This is a genomic window from Paenibacillus faecis (genome assembly GCF_008084145.1).
Lineage (GTDB): Bacteria > Bacillota > Bacilli > Paenibacillales > Paenibacillaceae > Fontibacillus > Fontibacillus faecis.
The window spans coordinates 267845-285360 of record NZ_VSDO01000004.1; the positions used below are offsets into that span (position 1 = coordinate 267845).

At 52.4% G+C, this 17516-nt stretch carries 11 protein-coding genes and 1 CRISPR repeat array; of the genes, 10 read left to right on the top strand and 1 reads right to left on the bottom strand.

The window, feature by feature from the left end; translation table 11 throughout:
- The first annotated feature begins 4 nt into the window (after positions 1-4).
- The 10 genes from cas2 (at position 5) to FRY98_RS19305 (ending at position 15546) form a co-directional block, all read left to right on the top strand.
- On the top strand, positions 5-295 hold the full coding sequence (gene cas2, locus FRY98_RS19265) for a CRISPR-associated endonuclease Cas2 (protein ID WP_148454994.1): 291 nt from the start codon (positions 5-7) through the stop codon (positions 293-295).
- Positions 296-464: 169 nt separating this feature from the next.
- Positions 465-1978: direct repeats of the CRISPR family, unit length 32 nt; unit sequence GTCGCACCCTACGCGGGTGCGTGGATTGAAAT.
- A gap of 354 nt (positions 1979-2332) precedes the next feature.
- On the top strand, positions 2333-5323 hold the full coding sequence (locus FRY98_RS19270) for an Ig-like domain-containing protein (RefSeq protein ID WP_148454996.1): 2991 nt from the start codon (positions 2333-2335) through the stop codon (positions 5321-5323).
- Between the two features lie 97 nt (positions 5324-5420).
- Entirely contained in the window at positions 5421-5771 is a 351-nt protein-coding gene (locus tag FRY98_RS19275) for a zinc ribbon domain-containing protein YjdM (RefSeq protein WP_148454998.1), read from the top strand.
- 544 nt (positions 5772-6315) lie between these two features.
- Positions 6316-8595 carry a helix-turn-helix domain-containing protein gene (locus FRY98_RS19280; RefSeq protein WP_148455000.1) on the top strand — a complete coding sequence of 760 codons (2280 nt, stop codon included), beginning with the start codon at positions 6316-6318 and terminating at the stop codon, positions 8593-8595.
- Positions 8596-8870: 275 nt separating this feature from the next.
- A complete protein-coding gene (locus FRY98_RS19285; RefSeq protein WP_148455002.1) occupies positions 8871-10484 on the top strand; it encodes an ABC transporter substrate-binding protein in 1614 nt (537 codons plus the stop codon).
- A 12-nt stretch (positions 10485-10496) separates the two neighbouring features.
- Positions 10497-11408 (top strand): ABC transporter permease, encoded by a 912-nt coding sequence (locus FRY98_RS19290; protein WP_148455004.1) that lies wholly within the window; start codon positions 10497-10499, stop codon positions 11406-11408.
- Between the two features lie 33 nt (positions 11409-11441).
- Positions 11442-12368, top strand: a complete 927-nt coding sequence (locus FRY98_RS19295; RefSeq protein WP_148455007.1) for a carbohydrate ABC transporter permease — start codon at positions 11442-11444, stop codon at positions 12366-12368.
- A gap of 85 nt (positions 12369-12453) precedes the next feature.
- On the top strand, positions 12454-12606 hold the full coding sequence (locus tag FRY98_RS28485) for a hypothetical protein (protein WP_170287134.1): 153 nt from the start codon (positions 12454-12456) through the stop codon (positions 12604-12606).
- 449 nt (positions 12607-13055) lie between these two features.
- On the top strand, positions 13056-14063 hold the full coding sequence (locus FRY98_RS19300) for a VanZ family protein (RefSeq protein WP_148455009.1): 1008 nt from the start codon (positions 13056-13058) through the stop codon (positions 14061-14063).
- An 88-nt stretch (positions 14064-14151) separates the two neighbouring features.
- Positions 14152-15546 carry an ABC transporter substrate-binding protein gene (locus tag FRY98_RS19305; RefSeq protein ID WP_148455011.1) on the top strand — a complete coding sequence of 465 codons (1395 nt, stop codon included), beginning with the start codon at positions 14152-14154 and terminating at the stop codon, positions 15544-15546.
- Between the two features lie 91 nt (positions 15547-15637).
- On the opposite strand, the gene FRY98_RS19310 is transcribed toward FRY98_RS19305, so the two are convergent.
- Positions 15638-17440 (bottom strand): right-handed parallel beta-helix repeat-containing protein, encoded by a 1803-nt coding sequence (locus FRY98_RS19310; protein ID WP_148455013.1) that lies wholly within the window; start codon positions 17438-17440, stop codon positions 15638-15640.
- Positions 17441-17516 lie beyond the last annotated feature (76 nt).

Below are 17516 nucleotides of genomic sequence, written 5' to 3' on the forward strand. Positions count from 1 at the left end.
TCGGATGCTGGTACTGATTACTTATGATGTAAGTACCGTTGATGCAGCAGGGCAAAGAAGACTACGTCAGGTTTCTAAAGCATGTCAAAATTACGGACAGCGTGTTCAAAACTCCGTATTCGAGTGTATCGTGGATGCGGCGCAATGGGCGACACTAAAAATCAAGTTGATGGAACTCATTGATCCGGAGCAAGATAGCCTTCGATTCTATCAGTTGGGCAATCAGTATAAGAATAAAGTGGAACATGTGGGAATCAAGGCGGCCCTCGATTTGGAGGGCCCCCTCATTCTGTAGTGCGAATGTGAAGCGAACATGATTTTCCCGGGGGATTCGCACTAAGGAATATACTTAATTTTCCATAATGTTCAGCTGATTTGACGTATGAAGGGAGAATATTTATCAAATAAAGGATAATAATTAGCAATATTTTCATATCATTACTTATTTTATGCCGAAAATCGGAGTCGCACCCTACGCGGGTGCGTGGATTGAAATATAATTCGCTTATTTTCAAAAGAGGGCCTGATATGTCGCACCCTACGCGGGTGCGTGGATTGAAATCATGAATACAAAGAGGCAAAATGCTTTGATTGTGATGGGTCGCACCCTACGCGGGTGCGTGGATTGAAATAAGGTCTACTAATTCGAAGTAAGGTCTTACCCCGAGTCGCACCCTACGCGGGTGCGTGGATTGAAATTAGAGTAATGCTGTTTTCCTTCGTTTCAATTGGACCGTCGCACCCTACGCGGGTGCGTGGATTGAAATCCGACCCCGAATTTCCAGCAACGGAAGGGAACGAAGTCGCACCCTACGCGGGTGCGTGGATTGAAATCTACCATTCGACAGGAAGCGGCATCAGCGCAAGCGTCGCACCCTACGCGGGTGCGTGGATTGAAATACATATCAAGGTATCTCCAATTACGGCGGTACGCGCGTCGCACCCTACGCGGGTGCGTGGATTGAAATAACCGTCAAATGGTGAATAGCTGGCTCGTAGATACCGTCGCACCCTACGCGGGTGCGTGGATTGAAATTTTAACAGCCGGCCTACCAAGTCATCTTCATGCCAGTCGCACCCTACGCGGGTGCGTGGATTGAAATTAATTTGTTGGGGTTTATTGATTGGTGTAGTTAATGTCGCACCCTACGCGGGTGCGTGGATTGAAATGGCTTGCCATCAGGGCCGATCAAATATGCTGCCAAGTCGCACCCTACGCGGGTGCGTGGATTGAAATGTAACTTCGATTAGAGCGGCCGCCGAGTTGGCCCGGGTCGCACCCTACGCGGGTGCGTGGATTGAAATTTCGCCTCGCGTTGGATCGCTTTAAGGCCGCGGATTGTCGCACCCTACGCGGGTGCGTGGATTGAAATATTGAGGAAGTTGAGGAAGCAGAAAAGGAGTGATGTCGCACCCTACGCGGGTGCGTGGATTGAAATGCCGGAGTTGGCTTGGGTAGGTGAGGGAAAGAGCCCGTCGCACCCTACGCGGGTGCGTGGATTGAAATCCTCATCAAATTCAGCATATCTAACCAGGATGTTAAGTCGCACCCTACGCGGGTGCGTGGATTGAAATGGTTGCTGGGTATCATCCCGGACAAGAGGAAAGGTTGTCGCACCCTACGCGGGTGCGTGGATTGAAATATCGACATGCGCATGCGTAACAGTAACGGAAAACTGTCGCACCCTACGCGGGTGCGTGGATTGAAATTTAAGATCAGCAAACCAAGTCACGAGTTGCAGCGTGTCGCACCCTACGCGGGTGCGTGGATTGAAATGTCCAGAATGTGCATCTCCGCCATCTACATCATCACGTCGCACCCTACGCGGGTGCGTGGATTGAAATCCGCGTAAGGCCGCCGCCAGATTGTATATTCCAGTCGCACCCTATACGGGTGCGTGGATTGAAATCCGTCGGGCAATTCGGCATAAAGGGCGGCGTATTTCGTCGCACCCTACGCAGGAGTGTGAATTGAAATTGGAGATCGATGACGGTACCGAGATTACCGCAACCGTCGCACCCTACGCCGATACGTGGTAGGCTTCTTATCCAAGCGAAAACTTGACTCCGCTAAAGTCGCACTCCCGATATCTCCTCCCTCTTTAGGAAACGTCAACTCGTTTTCCGAGAGGGGGATTTTTTTGGCAAAAATTATTTCAAGCCGACAATATTAAAATCCTCTAAATTTATTCCGATAAAGACTTATTGCATATTCACACTTAAAAAGGGAGAGGCGGAGACAGCAGGGATTCACAGACAAGAGGACATCGGAACGTAGTGAGAGATGGAACGTCGCTAAAGTTTATTTCATCCAAGAAGGAGCAACCCAGAATTGAAAAAGGACAAATGGTTATCAGCGGTTCTATCTTTCGTATTGTCGGCAAGCTTTGTGCTGACCTCCGCTTATACGGGAACGCAAGTTGCGTATGCAACGGATTCAATTGTGAATGTAGACAGTGTGGAAATAACCGGAGATGTTGAGGAAGTGTACGTGGGCGAATCCGTGCAGATGACCGCCCGAGTGCTGCCGACCAATTCCACAAATCAAGGAATTCATTGGTCGGTTCTATATAGGGACGGGGTAGCGAACATCGATTCGGAGACCGGTATTTTGTGGGGAATTTATCCGGGAATCGTCGAGGTGTACGCCTTGGCCGATGAGAACAATGTCATCCGGGCCACAAAGCAGATTATGGTTAAAGGGCAGACCTTGCCCACCAGCATGACGATTAGCAATCAAGAAAATACAACCCAAGTTACTTTGGGAGATTCTTTACACTTTATGGCGGATATACTGCCTGCCGACGCCTTTAACAAAAAGGTGGTTTGGTCAATCAACAACCTGCCGACGCCGGGGGTTGACGATCAGGGACAACCCGTGACTCTGCCGGGGGGCTACGGAAGCTTCGATGAGAATGGCGTACTGACCACAACGCAGACGGGTAGAGCCGAAGTAATGGCCATATCCCTCGGCAATCCCAACCTGAGAAAAACGATGCAAATTGAAATTGTTCCGCCTCAGGTCGATGTGAGCGGAATTACGGTTTCTTCTTTGACCGATGAAGTGTATACGGGGGGCAAGTTGTCTATGACTGCAACCGTTACCCCATCTAACGCGACGGACAAACGGGTAACCTGGAGTATAGTGCCTTTGGACGGCCAAGCCTTGATTCACCCCGTTAGCGGTGAGGTCAGCGGGTTAACTCCCGGTCAAGTAAAGGTTGTCGCCACTTCGGTACAGAATCCGTTCCTTAGCGGAAGCAAGACCATTACGGTTAAGACGCCTCCGGCGATCCCCGTATCTTCCATTGCGATCACTTCGCCCGACACCGTTCAGGTTGAAAATACGTTGCAGTTGACCGCAAACGTGCAGCCGGACAGCGCCCATAACCGCGGTGTGACTTGGAGCGTGCAGAACGGAACGGGCTCGGCGACAGTGGATGCCGCTACCGGTCTGCTCACGGTAACGGGGGTTGGGAAGGTAACCGTCACCGCTACGGCGGCCGACGGCAGCGGTGTTTTTGCGACTCAGGAGATAACGGTGACGCCGATTCTAGTGAACGAGATTGTAGTGACGAGCGAAGGATCCACGGCCTCGGTCACTGCCGGAAACAAGCTTCAATTTGCGGCGGAGGTAAAACCGTCTAACGCGACCAACAAGAACGTGATTTGGACGGTTGCGAATGAAACGGGCTCCGCAGTTATTTCCGACGTGGGCTTGTTGACCGCCAACACGGCGGGAACTGTAACCGTAAAAGCGACTGCCGCAGATGCCAGCCGCACCGTCGGCACATTCCATTTGACCATCCAGGCTGCGGCTCCGGGATCCAATCCCAACCCATCCGACGGCGGACCTACCGGTGACGGCGGCTCCGGCGGGGGAAGCGGCGGCGGATCTAATGGCGGCGGATCTACCGGCGGGTCCGGTAGCGGCACTTCCGGCGGTTCAGGCGGCAACACGACATCGGCACCTACACCAACACCGGCAGGCAACACCAAGGAGATTGAGGTCATTGTGGATATGGGCCAAGGTCAATCCGAAGTCTCCAAAGCGAAGATTCAGCGTACCACCGGAACGGACGGGCTCGTCAAGGATCATGTAACCCTCGGCCGGGAGAAGGCGCAGGAAGCGGTGGACAAGGCCGTGGCCGCAAATCAGCCGACCGTGCGAGTCGTCATTCCGGACGAGAAGGACGAGGTCGGCGAGACCCAGGTCAACGTACCGGTTTCCGCGTTGAACGTCGTAAGCTCCGGGGGCAAAAACCTGGAGATTTATACGGAGAACGGCAGTGTACTCGTACCGAATGGTTCGCTGTTGAACTTCCCGGATGATTTGTATTTCCGATTGGTGCCGGTAAAACAAAAGTCCGAACAAGAGGTTATCCGCGACCGCGCCGTGAAAGAGCCGGTGGTTGCGACCATTTCAAAGGAACTGGCGCCATTCGTGGTGAGCCGTCCCATGACGATCGAAACCAATATGCAGAGCCGCCCGGTTACCCTGGTGCTGCCGCTGCGCGATGTAACTATACCGACCGGCGAGCAGGAGAAAAAGGCCTTCCTCGATTCGCTGGCGATTTATATCGAACATAGCGACGGATCGAAGGACTTGGTTCGCGGATCGGTTGTGGATTATGGAAACGGGGAGCAGGGGCTCCAGTTCCAGGTGAACAAATTCAGTACCTTTACCATCCTAAGCTGGGATGGAAAAGAGTTGACCACTCACCAGGCGTACATCAAAGGTTATCCGGACGGCACCTTTAAGCCCGATCAGTCTGTAACCCGGGCGGAAATGGCCATGATGCTGGCGCGGAACCTGGGCTATGCGGGTACGGCAAGCCGCGCGGTTTACCCGGATATGGCGGACGGCTATTGGGCCAATGGAGCGATTTCGTTTGTAAAAGAGAAGAACCTGATGGTCGGGGACGAGCGCGGGAATTTCCGGCCGGAAGCGGCCGTAACCCGCGCCGAAATGGCGGTGACTGCCGCCAGAATTAAACAACTGGCCCCAATGGGCGACGCGGAGGCAAGTACTGCCTTTAACGATATCCAGGGCCACTGGGCCGCCGGGTACGTCGCGGCGGGTAAAGCGTCCGGCGTGATCGCTGGCTACCAGGACAGCAGTTTTGCTCCATCGAAGGAGCTCACCCGTGCGGAGACCGTCACAATCGTGAACCGGTTATTCGACCGCGGTCCTTTGTACGGCGTAGACAACCGGTTTTGGAGCGACGTAGATACCGCACACTGGGCCTATCAAAATATTATGGAAGCCTCCTACAGCCATGACTATGATGTCCGGGCCGAAGGCGGCGAGCAGGTGAAATAATATAGAAGGGCTCCGGAGAAATGCCCGTCCGGAGCTCTTTCTTTTTCCGCATATGTTACAATGGCAATAAATTAAATCAGAGATTGGAGAACCTACCATGTCTAATTTGCCCAACTGTCCGCAGTGCGGATCGGAGTATACCTATGAGGACGGTAGTCTATTGGTTTGTCCGGAGTGTGCCCATGAGTGGATGCCCGGGGCCGAGAGCGGGACGGAGCCGGTTGAGGGTGCCAAAACGGTCAAGGATGCCAACGGAAACGTGCTGCAGGATGGCGACTCGGTAACGATCATCAAGGATTTGAAGGTGAAGGGGAGCTCGTCCGTTTTGAAAATAGGAACGAAGGTCAAGAGTATTCGGCTGATCGAGGACGGAGACCACAACATCGATTGCAAAATCGACGGATTCGGGGCGATGAAGCTTAAATCGGAGTTTGTGAAGAAGGCTTAAACGGAGAATTTTAAATCGTTTGGAAGACTGGGGGCGCGGAGCGCGGCCCCTTGTTTTTAGTGGCTTTAGCCAGTTAATCACGAGAAGCGTGCGAAACAAAAAACACCTGCTATGAAGGGTGGTGTAGTGACTTCCAACTCCAAAAGGATGCAAATTTGCAGGTATTTAGGCCGATTTGCGAGGGGGATGCGGAAAAAGATGCAAATCTGCAGGAATTTCTAGCGATTTTAGAGAAACGAGCCGGTTTCGTCAAAAATTCCTGCAGATTTGCAGGAATTTTGAAATTTTTGGCCCCGAACTAGAAAAAGCATGCAGATTTGCAGGAATTCTATATAATCAAGGTTGCCTGAAGGGACTAGTAATAAACGCACCCCTTCAGAGGTAGGCAAAAGCGGCAACGGCATAAGTAGCTATTTCCGCAGCCACGGCTAACGAACCTCAGTTTGGGTCCGCGCTCACGAGGCGAAATTCGCTCTATTGCCAATCCCCCACCCCGACGCTACGATAAAAAAGATGGCAGTTAGAATAGGAAGGTGGGACCGGATTGGGAAGAAGCAAGGTGAATTTGCTGACGAAGCTGTTGATTTCTTATCTGCTCGTACTGCTGTTTCCGGTGATGATTCTGTTGTTTTACTACTATCCGTACTCGGCGGAGGTCGTGAAGCAGAAGGAGCTGGACTGGAACGCCCATATTACGGAGCAGTTCATGACTTCCATGGACACGTTCACGCGCTATGTCTACAATCTGCCGTTCGAGCTGGTGCAGAACCGCGAGTTCAGAATGTACCAGGCGGAGGAGATCGACTATCAGCGGGTGCTGATTGCCAATGAGATGAAAAAATACAACGCGACCGATGCGTTCATCTACAACACCTTGCTGTACGTAAAGAACATCGGTTATTTGTTCTCTAAAACTGGAAGCGCATACATGCTGGAGGATATGGCGAAACCGGGGGTCGGTTTTTACTACGAAAATTGGCCGTACGAGGATTTGGTGGAGACGCTGGATACGCTGGACGCCACGATCGTCCGGCCCGTGGAGGATGTGGTTATTCCGGGGAATAACCGGATGCGGATGCTGACCTTCCTGCAGCCGCTCCCGGTCGGCGGCTCCCATTCTCCCGGCGCGGTGCTGATCATGGTCCGGGAGGATACGATTCTCCGCATGATGAAGTCGGTGTCGGAAACGTATCGCGGGGAGTTTTTTATATTTGACGGACAGGGAAAACCGCTGGTGGCTTCCAACGGGTCGTTGTACCGCAGCTCGGACGACTTGTCCCGGCTGGTGGACGGGATGGGTCAGACGGCCGGCCCCGTCTCCGGCATTCACAAGATCAACGGCGTCTCCTATCTCGTGTCGGCGACGGTATCGGAAAAGAACGGGTGGAAGTACGTCAGCATGCTCCCGGAATCGGCAACCTTGCAGGGCATTCGCACGATTCAGCGGAACACGGCGCTCCTGGTCGGACTGATTCTTTTGCTGGAAGTGATTGTGATCTACGTTTCGATCCGCAAAAACTACCACCCGATCAAACGGCTGGTCGAGGTGGCCACGGCGCTTTTTGAACCGGGAGCCTCCAAGCCGATGAACGAAATCGAGACGATTCGTTATACCCTGAACGGACTGTCCGCGGCCAACAGCCGGCTGGACGAGGAGGTCAAGGGGACGCTGCCCTTTATGCGGGACAATGTCCTGCTTGAGCTGGTGAACGGCCATTTCACGGCCTGGTCGGAGTTTGAGCGGGAAGCGGTCCGGGCGGGAATTGTCCTGAACGGCCCCATGTTAACCGTAGCCGTCTTCTCCTGCGAAGCCGAGCGGGGCGGGGAGACGAACCGGGTGCTTGAATTTTGCAAAGCCCGGGAGTCCGAGCTGCCCGAAGGGATGCGGGGATACTTTTTCAAAAGTATGTATCATCACGAAATCATCCTGGTCTGCTCGCATGAAGCGGACGTTCCGGCGAAAGCGCATCTGGCGCGGCTGCAGGACGCGCTCCAGGCCAACATAGGGGAGAAGACCCTCGTCGGAATCGGCAGTCCGGCGGAAGCCCGCTGTCCCCACGGGGCGCACGTTTCCTATTTGCAGGCGCTGCGGACGGTGGAGCAGCTTCGGCTCGGCGGCACTTCCCGAATTCTCTCCTTTGAGGAAATCGAGGTATCCCCGTCCGGCACGGTTTCTTATTTCGCCGAACTGCTGCAGTCCCTGGAATTGTCCATCCTGAAAAATGAAGCCGCCCAAGTGGAGTCGCTGGTTGAGCGCATCATCGGGTATATCGGCGGGGAGGGGCTGTCCCCGCACATGCTGCGCAGCGTCTATTTGAACACGGCCAGCGTGATTTTTAACGGGCTGCAGCGCTTCCGCGATGACGATCAGCGCTTGCTGCGCCTGACGGATGCCGCCTTTCAGCCGCGCTATACGCTGGAACAAATGACGGGGATACTGCGGGAGAGCAGCGCCAAGCTCTGCGAGATGATCCGGGAGACGCTGCCCGCGTCCCCCCGTTCGGCCGACCGGGAGGATATCCTCGCGGTTCTCGAAGCGAAATGCCTGGACCCCAACTGCTCCCTGCAGCTCATGGCCGACCACTTCGGGATGTCGGTTTCGAATTTCAGCCACCATTTCAAAAAAACGGTGGGGCAAAACTTCAAAGAAACCCTCGACCGCCTCCGGATTCAGAAGTCCGCGCAACTGCTTCGGGAGAGCGAGGAAGCGTTGGATGCGATCGCGGTCCAAGTCGGGTTTACCAATACTTCGAGTTTTATCCGAACCTTTAAAAAAATCGTGGGCACCACCCCCGGGCAATACCGTCAAACTCACCGAAGCTGAGTCCCGAGCCGCCGAGGCCGCAACCGAAAAGCGCCGCAGCGGTTTTTTGGCGATTAGGCGTGCGATTTAGAACCTTCATTTTTTGAAGATCCACAAAATTTGAATCCCTTGCTGCGATTAAACGCTTTCAAAAATTGTAAACCGGCGAAAAACTGCCCGTATACGCGGCCCGGAACCTCCCGTTACAGTCATAGGTGCCGGCTTAAGCCAGGCGAAACTGTGGCAGCGATCCACAAAAATCGATGTGCCCAAATTCAACGTGTGGAGGTAGAGAAATGCGAAAAAAGGTAACCGTTTTCACGTCGTTCGTCATCATCGCGGCCATGCTGTTGTCCGGGTGCGGCTCGGGAGGAGCAAGCAACAAGGCTTCGGAGGCGGCCGGAGAGGCGTCGGGAGAGAAGGTCAAGCTGACGGCGATTATGACGAAGCATCCGCTCACCAAGCCGCTGAAGGAAATGGAATGGCTGCGGCAGGTGGAAGAAGCCGCGGGGGTAGAGATCGAATGGCAGGAGATCACGTCCGACTGGGGGCAAAAAAAAGGAACGATGCTGGCCAGCGGCGATATTCCGGACCTGTTCATCGGACCGAATGTCATTACGGATGCCGACTTCGCCCAGTTCCAGGGGTTGTTCCAGGATCTGTCCACGATGCTGGATCAGGCGCCGAATGTACAGACCATGTTTAAGGAAAAACCGGAAACCAAACTCATCGCCACGCAGCCGGACGGAAAAATTTACGGGCTTCCGAAGTATCAGCGTTTCTGGCCTTCGTCCGCCCAACGACAGTACATCAACCAAAAGTGGCTGGATGAACTGGGTCTCGACATGCCGACGACCTGGGATGAGCTGTATGAGGTGCTCGTCGCGTTTAAAGAGAAGGATGCCAACGGCAACGGGGATCCGAACGACGAGATCCCGATGGATTGGCCGGGCGGCATCGGCGGCTACTTCAATCCGGCGGTACTGCTCGGCAGCATGGGCGTCACCCTGTCCGACGGGAACGCGGAGGGCTATTTCGTTGAAGGCGGCCAGGTGAAGAATTTTCTGATCGATGACCGCTACAAAACGATGGTCGCCTTCCTGAACAAACTGTACAAGGCCGGCTTAATCAATAAGGAAGTGTTTACCCATGATTATACGAAGTTCCAGTCGGTCGCCCGCGGCGAGGGAGATATCGCAAAGGTCGGGTTCACCTGGGGCTGGGTGGCCTCGGACCGTTTCGGGGAACAGCTTGCCCCGCAGTACGCGTCCATGTCTCCGCTGAAGGTTTCCGCCGATTATACCGGGAAGCTGGGCTGGAGTTACGACCATTACAACCTGAACTACGGTGTGAACCATATCGTGATGTCGGCCAAAACCAAGCATAAGGAAGCGGCCATGCGGTTTATCAACGAAATGTACGATCCGAAGGTGGGCATGCAGGTGCTGTTCGGTTCCATCGGCCCGAATATCAAGGATAACGGAGACGGCAGCTATACCGTTCTGCCTCCGGCGAAGGCGGAGATGGACCCGGGAACCTGGAAATGGACGTCCACGATGGCGGACCATGGCGCTTTTTATATCCCGGATTCCTTGAAGCTGACGCTCGGCAAAGATATGCAGGAAGTGCTTACGCAGTCCGAACCCTTGAAAGAGGCGCAGGAGATCGATTTGGACAACGATATCTTCCCCGCCCTGTTCATTAAGTACTCTACGATGGACAACAACATCCTTAGTTTGAACAATACCAACGTGATGAATCTGGCCGATTCCAGCTTCGCCAAATGGGTGACCAAAGGCGGGATCGAGGCGGAATGGGACGCTTACGTGAAGGAGGCCCAAAAGGCCGGCATCACACAGAACCTTGAAATCATGCAGAAGTACTACGAGGAATACAAAAGCAAGCAGTAAGGGGGAGATGTTATGCCGTCCCGCAAAGGACTTCAGGTTCTGAAACGCGATTATCAGCTGTGGATTATGATCCTGCCCGCTATTATCGTGGTTCTGATTTTCAACTACATTCCCATGTACGGGATTCAGCTGGCTTTTCGCGATTATGATTTCAGCAAAGGGCTGACCGGCGGCGAATGGCGGGGGCTGGCGTACTTTCAACAGTTTATCGACAGCTACCTGTTCACCGACCTGATGCGAAACACGTTTATGATCAGCCTGGCGAGCATCGTGCTCGGCTTTCCGGCTCCCATTGTTCTGGCGCTCATCTTAAACCAAATCCGGCGCAAAAAAATGAAGCAGCTCATGCAGACGACGGTGTACCTGCCGCATTTTATTTCGGTCATCGTGCTCGTGGGGATGCTGAACGTGCTGCTGTCCTCCGAAACCGGGGTGGTCGGGCATTTCATGAAATCGATCGGGCTGGGGCATATCAATCTGCTGGCTTCCACCTCCACGTTCATCCCGGTCTATGTGCTGTCCGACATTTGGCAGCATTGCGGCTGGAACAGCATCATTTATCTGGCCGCGTTGTCCACGATCGATCCCCAGCTGTACGACGCGGCCAAAATCGACGGCGCCAGCCGGTGGCAGACGATCCGCTACGTCGATATTCCGGCGCTTGTACCGGCGATTATCATTCTGTTCATCCTCAGTATGGGGAATATTCTCAGCACCGGCTTCGAGAAAATATTCCTGATGCAGAACTCGCTGAACCTCCCGGTCTCCGAGGTGATCGCCACCTACGTGTACAAGATCGGGATCGTCTCCAACCAGTTCAGCCTGGCCTCGGCGATCGGCCTGTTCAATACGCTGATTAACTTCGTGTTCCTGTTCGCCATGAACGCGATTTCCAAACGGGCTTCACAGACCAGCCTCTTTTAAAATGACAAAAAACGAGAGAAAGGAGGACCTGCTATGGAGCTGGCCAGAACGCGGGCGGGCAAAGCGTTGAGCGGACCGCGGACCGGAGGAAAAGACCTCGTCTTTAAAGTGGTGCTCGGGTTCATCTGCACCGTCATCTTTTTGCTGATCGTATATCCGCTGTACTTTATCGTCATCGCCTCTTTCAGCGATTCAACCCTCGTCTCGACGGGCAAGGTGTTGTTCTACCCCAAAGGGATCAGCTTCTTCGGATACCAGGAGATTTTCAAGGATGCCCGGATTTGGACCGGATACCGCAACACGGTGTTCTACACGTTATTCGGGACGCTGGTCAACATGGTGTTTACGATGCCGGCCGCTTACGTGCTGTCCCGGCGGGAATTCCGGGCGAGACGGGTAATCATGTTTCTTTTTGTGGTGACGATGTTCTTCAACGGCGGCCTGATCCCGACTTACTTGTTGATGAAAGACCTGCATATGACCAACACGATCTGGGTCTTTATTCTTCCGTTCTGTGTGAACGTGTTTTATCTGATCATCGCCCGGACGTTTTTTGAAAACTCGCTGCCGCAGGAGCTGCATGAAGCGGCGGTCATCGACGGCTGCTCGCATTTCACCTTTTTCTTCAAGGTGGCCTTGCCGTTGTCCAAGGCGCTGATTTCCGTCATCGGCCTCTATTATCTGGTCGGGCATTGGAACGATTTCTTTACGGCTTTGATTTACATCCGCGATAATGAGCTGCAGCCGCTGCAGATCATTTTGCGGGACATCCTGCTGTCCAACCAGGTGTTTGCCGGCGGGGCGGGCACCGGCGGTGACGGCGGGGGCTACGCGCAGCGGTATGCCGACCAGATCAAGTACGGCGTGATTATCGTCTCCACGCTGCCGATCTTAATTATCTATCCGTTTATTCAGAAGTATTTTGAGAAAGGCGTGATGATCGGGTCGATCAAGGGATAAGGGCAACTTGCAGCTCGCGGCTTGCGACTTGCATAAAATCCGGCTTGATCACAAAAACTGGTCAAAAAGGCCGGGAGTGAACGCGATGAGACAGGATTACGTATTTACCGATCTGGAGAACAAGGAGCACCTGGTTCAGGAGATCCGGAAGCTGGAGGAAAAACTGGAGCAGTCGACAGGGGAAAAGATCAACCTGATCGCTTACTCCGAGAAAAAAGCGAATACGGAAGACGAATAAATGAATCGCTCTGTCGCGGAAGAACCCAATCTTTAAGGTTGGGTTCTTTTTTTGTGGCTAGGCTAGTGCTTCATCAGGCCTCCAAATCCGTACGAAGCCCATGGCCATCCAGTCGGCGAGCGCACTCCAAACTTTCAAACTTCCAACTCCAAAAAGATGCAAATGTGCAGGTATTTTGGCCGATCCACGAGGGGATGTGAAAAAAGATGCAAATCTGCAGGTATTTCTAGCGATTTTCGAGAAACGAGCCGGTTTCGCCGAAAATTCCTGCAGATTCGCAGGAATTTTGAAATTTTGGCCCTAAACTAGAAAAAAAACATGCAGATATGCAGGAATTCTATATTATCGAGGTTGTCTGACGGGGTACTGTGTAACTAAATATTCAGGATAAACGTTTTTTTGATGAAACTATATGAATAGATTTCAAAATAAGGAAAGGTGTGACAAACGTGGACCTCAAGTTGAACCGCAACCGGGAGCGTAAACCGGAGAGTAACCCGGAGAGTAACCCGGAAAAACCAGGAGGCAACAGGTTATTGATCTTCCTGTTTTACTTGATGTTTATTGCCTATGCTTTAATTGCAATTAAGGTTATTTTGTTTAAGACGATTCCCTTTTCAGCACTGTTCCATTCAGGGATAATGCCAGCATTAAGAAGTATTAATATCATTCCTTTTAATACAATTATAGATTTTTTTACAAGTGAGAACATTGACATGGGAAGGGCTTTGGCGAATATCGGGGGGAATATTGCGATATTTGTTCCTTTGGGGATTTTTGTGGCTTATGCCGCACACAATAAGCCCCTTCGCATTTCACTTCTTTACCTGCTGCTGACCTCATTTGCGCTGGAAGTGATTCAGTATGTATTGGCTTTGGGCAGCAGCGACATCGATGATATTTTATTGAATTTCGCCGGTGGGGCTATAGGTGTCGGTATATATGAATGGTTCCGCAAAATAACGTCGTCACGGAATCAATTCCTGATGTCGCTTATCGGTTTCTTCTTGGTTACAGGACTCTTAGGGGGCGCCGCAATTAGGATGATTGCCCCTGATTTGCTGCCTTTCTCCACGGCTAAGGTGGAATTTGTTTATGAAAATAAGGAGGTCCTGGCGGGATGGGATGAAGCAAAGGCAGACTTGGTTGGAGATTTGGCGGCGGTGGATGCCCATGAAATTACCATACATATGAATCCTAAGCTTATGAGAAGTACAGATGAAAAAAGAACGGATGAGGAGGATGTGCATATCCAAATCAACGCCTCAACCCAAATATTTACCCGTCATATTTCCTCCGATAAGGATACCGTCATCACCAAGTATGAAGAAGCAACAGGTTCTGATATATCCTCCTTGCTGAAAACCGGGAACAACGCTCCAAGTGTTATGGTCTGGTTATCTAATGAAGATAAGCAAGTGGCTGAAGCGGTTCTCATTAGCACTTTGAAGGAATAGACAGATTACTTTTTACATTTCTGGTAACAATTCTGCCTCTAAAACGTGAAAGAGTCGGCAATAAAATAACGTTGTTTTGGAGGTCAGGATGAGAAGCAAATGGCTGCGTAAGGCCCTAGTGTTATTTTTATGCGGTGTCGTGTTTGGGGGTTGCTCCAGTGCTCCCGCCAAAGAAGCGGAGCAGCGCTCCAGTTTCAAAATCATGTATATGGACGATATGGACGAATCGAGCTTCTTCCAACAATATTGCGATTTGTTTACGATGCAACACCCCAACATCGACATTGAAGTGGTCAGTCCGTTTAGTATTTTCAGGGAGGAAGTGCAGGATTACAACAAAGCGTTTGCGGACCTCGTGGAGAAGGAACAGCCGGATGTAGTTTTGTTGAGGATGGACACGTACGAGAAATTCGCCGCGGAAGGTAAATTGCTGGACCTCAATACTTTAATTGAACGCGACAAATACGATCTCAAGGGCATTTACCCGGCTCTGATCGAGATTCTTAAAGAGAAAGGCGGCGGCAAGCTGTATGGCTTATCTCCTTCCTTTTACGGTAGCGCCCTCTTCTATAATGCCGATCTGTTCGCTAAATACGGCGTCGAAGTACCGCATGACGGGATGACATGGCAGGAGATCATCGATACGGCCCGGCGGTTTCCGACCGATGGCGACGAGAAGACCCGCGTCTACGGATTGGGCAGCGGCGACGGCGGCATGTCCCTGGAGAGCCTCGCCTCGGCCATCGCGGGTACCCAGGGTTTAAAATATATCAATACGGATACGATGAAAATCACACTGAATACGGATGCTTGGAAGCAGGTTTATAAACTGGCCAAGGACGCGATCGATTCGGGAACGATCTACAATCCTATGGATGGCGGTTTCCAGGGCGGGACGATCGAAGCGTATTATCAGAGTCAGCCGTTTTTGATGGGCCGCATGGCCATGACGAGCGGCAGCGCGTATTTGCTGCGCAGTATGAAAGAAGCCAAAAGCACGCTAAAGGATTACAAACCTTTTCAAGTCGGCGTCATCGCGGGGCCGGTCGATCCGGCCGAACCCGAAACAACCCGGGATATCGACATTAATGAAATTTTCACCATCCGGGCGAATTCGCCGAATCTGGATGCGGCTTGGGAGTTCCTGAAATTTGTGAACGGGGAAAAGTTCGCCAAAGTGAAGTCGAGATCGATGAATAACGGATTTTTATCCCATATGGGAATAGCGAAGGAATATGACGGCGTCAACCTGGACGTATTTTACAAATTAAAGCCGAGTTTGGACGGAGCAAGTTCGCTGGACAATGATAAAATCCCCCGCGATTTCTACGCTCAATACCAACCGATCGTGGACCGTGAGCTGAAGTTGGTCGAGGAGAAGAAGAAGTCCATTGAAGAGGCGCTGCAGACGATAGAGCAGGAAGGGCAGGTTGTATTGGATAAGGCGGTAAAAGAGGAGGCCGCCAAGAAGAGTGGGGAGTAGGACGATAACGGTTCCGGAGGCAGTGATCATTAGGGAGGCTGTCGAGTTAAGACTCGACAGCCTGGATATTGGTTTTCAGAACAGGTATGTCTTAAACAATCACCGTATTGCCAAGGTTCGTGTCTGTCTTTTCATTTAATTTCAGGATGCCCTTGATCGCCAGATTGTTTACTACCTTGGTGGAGTTCGCCTTCTCCGTAACGATCGAGCCGTTAAGGGCAAAATTAGAATGGGAACCGATCGAATTTTCCGCGACGAGCGCATCCACGGTGTTCAACAAGATGATGCCGTAACCGCCGTCCGCCGTTCGGTCGTAGGTGATCCGGTTGCCGGCAATTTCGGCGCGCGCTCCCCCGTCCAGTTGAATCGCCGCCGTTACGCCTGTGCTATCCACAATCTCGTTGTCCGTAATTTTGACGCTTCTACCGGCGGCGCTGGCTCCGTAAATGGCAATATTGCGGGCCCCGCGGATATAGTTGGATTTGATGGCGACATCGCTACTCTTGTCGAAGCTGATTGTATACGTCGATTGTCCCGTGTAACCGGTGCAATCGATATGATTGCCTTCCGCCAACACCTGTGTGCCTGTTGTTCCGCGGTTCGTGATTTGAATACCGCCCTTGCACCGGCTCAATACGTTCCCCCGCAAAACGACTTCCTGGGACTTGCCCACCTCCATGCCGTACCTGTCCGACTGGTAGGCCTTGTTGTTCAAAAGTTGAACATCCTTGCTGTTGTCAACCTTGTAGGCCAAGCCTTGGCCGCGGTGAACGGCATTCTCCGCAATCAGCACATTCTCCGCATCCCATACGCCGATGCCCGTGCCGCTTGCGCTGCCCAAATGGGAAACCGTATTTCCGGTAACGACGACGTCTTTTCCGCGTGCGTCGATACCGCTGCTGAAGCCTTTGATACTGTTGCCGACAATCGTTACGTTGTTCCCGTCCAATCCGTTCGACACCTTCTGCCCCGCGATGGCGACTCTGGCGTTGTCCGTGCGCAGCAGTACATTGTTGCTGATGACGGTATCCGTGCCGTTGCCGTAGGATATCGTATTGTCCGAATGATTGCCGTCGATAATCACTTCGTAGCCGTTAAAGCTCAGTACGGACGATTCGGCGTTGCCGCGGAACACATTCCCCCGGATCACGACTTTACGCGGCTCCTCGTAATCGATGTCGCCTTCGCCGTATCCTTCAATATCGATACCGGCCCAAGGCTTGGTCCCTTTTACGGTGCCCGCGTTCGTAATTTCATTATTTTCGACAAAGACGCCTTCCCCGCCCGTAATCGAAATATTGTTTCGGCGCGCTCCGTCCAGTTGGCAATTGCGGATGGATACCTTCTCCGGCTTGTCATAGTCGGGGTCCACCCCCAAGAGGCCCACCGGACCGAGTAAAATGCAGTCCCCGGTGCATTTGCGGATCTTCATGTTTTCAATCGTAATGTTTCTGCCCCCGTGGATGTAGATTCCCAGCCCCCATTCTTGGGTTGATTTAGGAAGCTTGCTGAAATCATGCTGGTCCAGGTCGCCCGTAATGATTCCACCCGAAATCGTAACATTTTCCACTTTGCGAAGGTAAATGCAGGAATACCCCTTCGAACTGTTCGGCTCGACCTTCAGCTCCGCTTCGTGATCCAGAGTGAGCTTCAAGTGAGAGGGCACGTGGATGCCCGCGCCTTTCTCGGGAGACGCCGGGTATGCGGTCCCGACACCTTGGATCAAATAGGTTCCCTTCGGAATAAAAACTTCGGGGTATCCGGCGTTCTTCGCGTAAGCGATCGCTTGGTTCAGTCCGTCCGTGGTCTTCACGGCATCGGTGCCATCCGTCCGGATTCCCCATGCCGAAGGCTCAATGATGTAGCAGGTTGTCTTTTTTGGTTCGTTTTCCATGATTGGATCAGTCTCCTATCCGTCATTTTTTTCACTTGCTCCAGATGCGGCAAATCTTCGTTGTAGCTTAAGGATA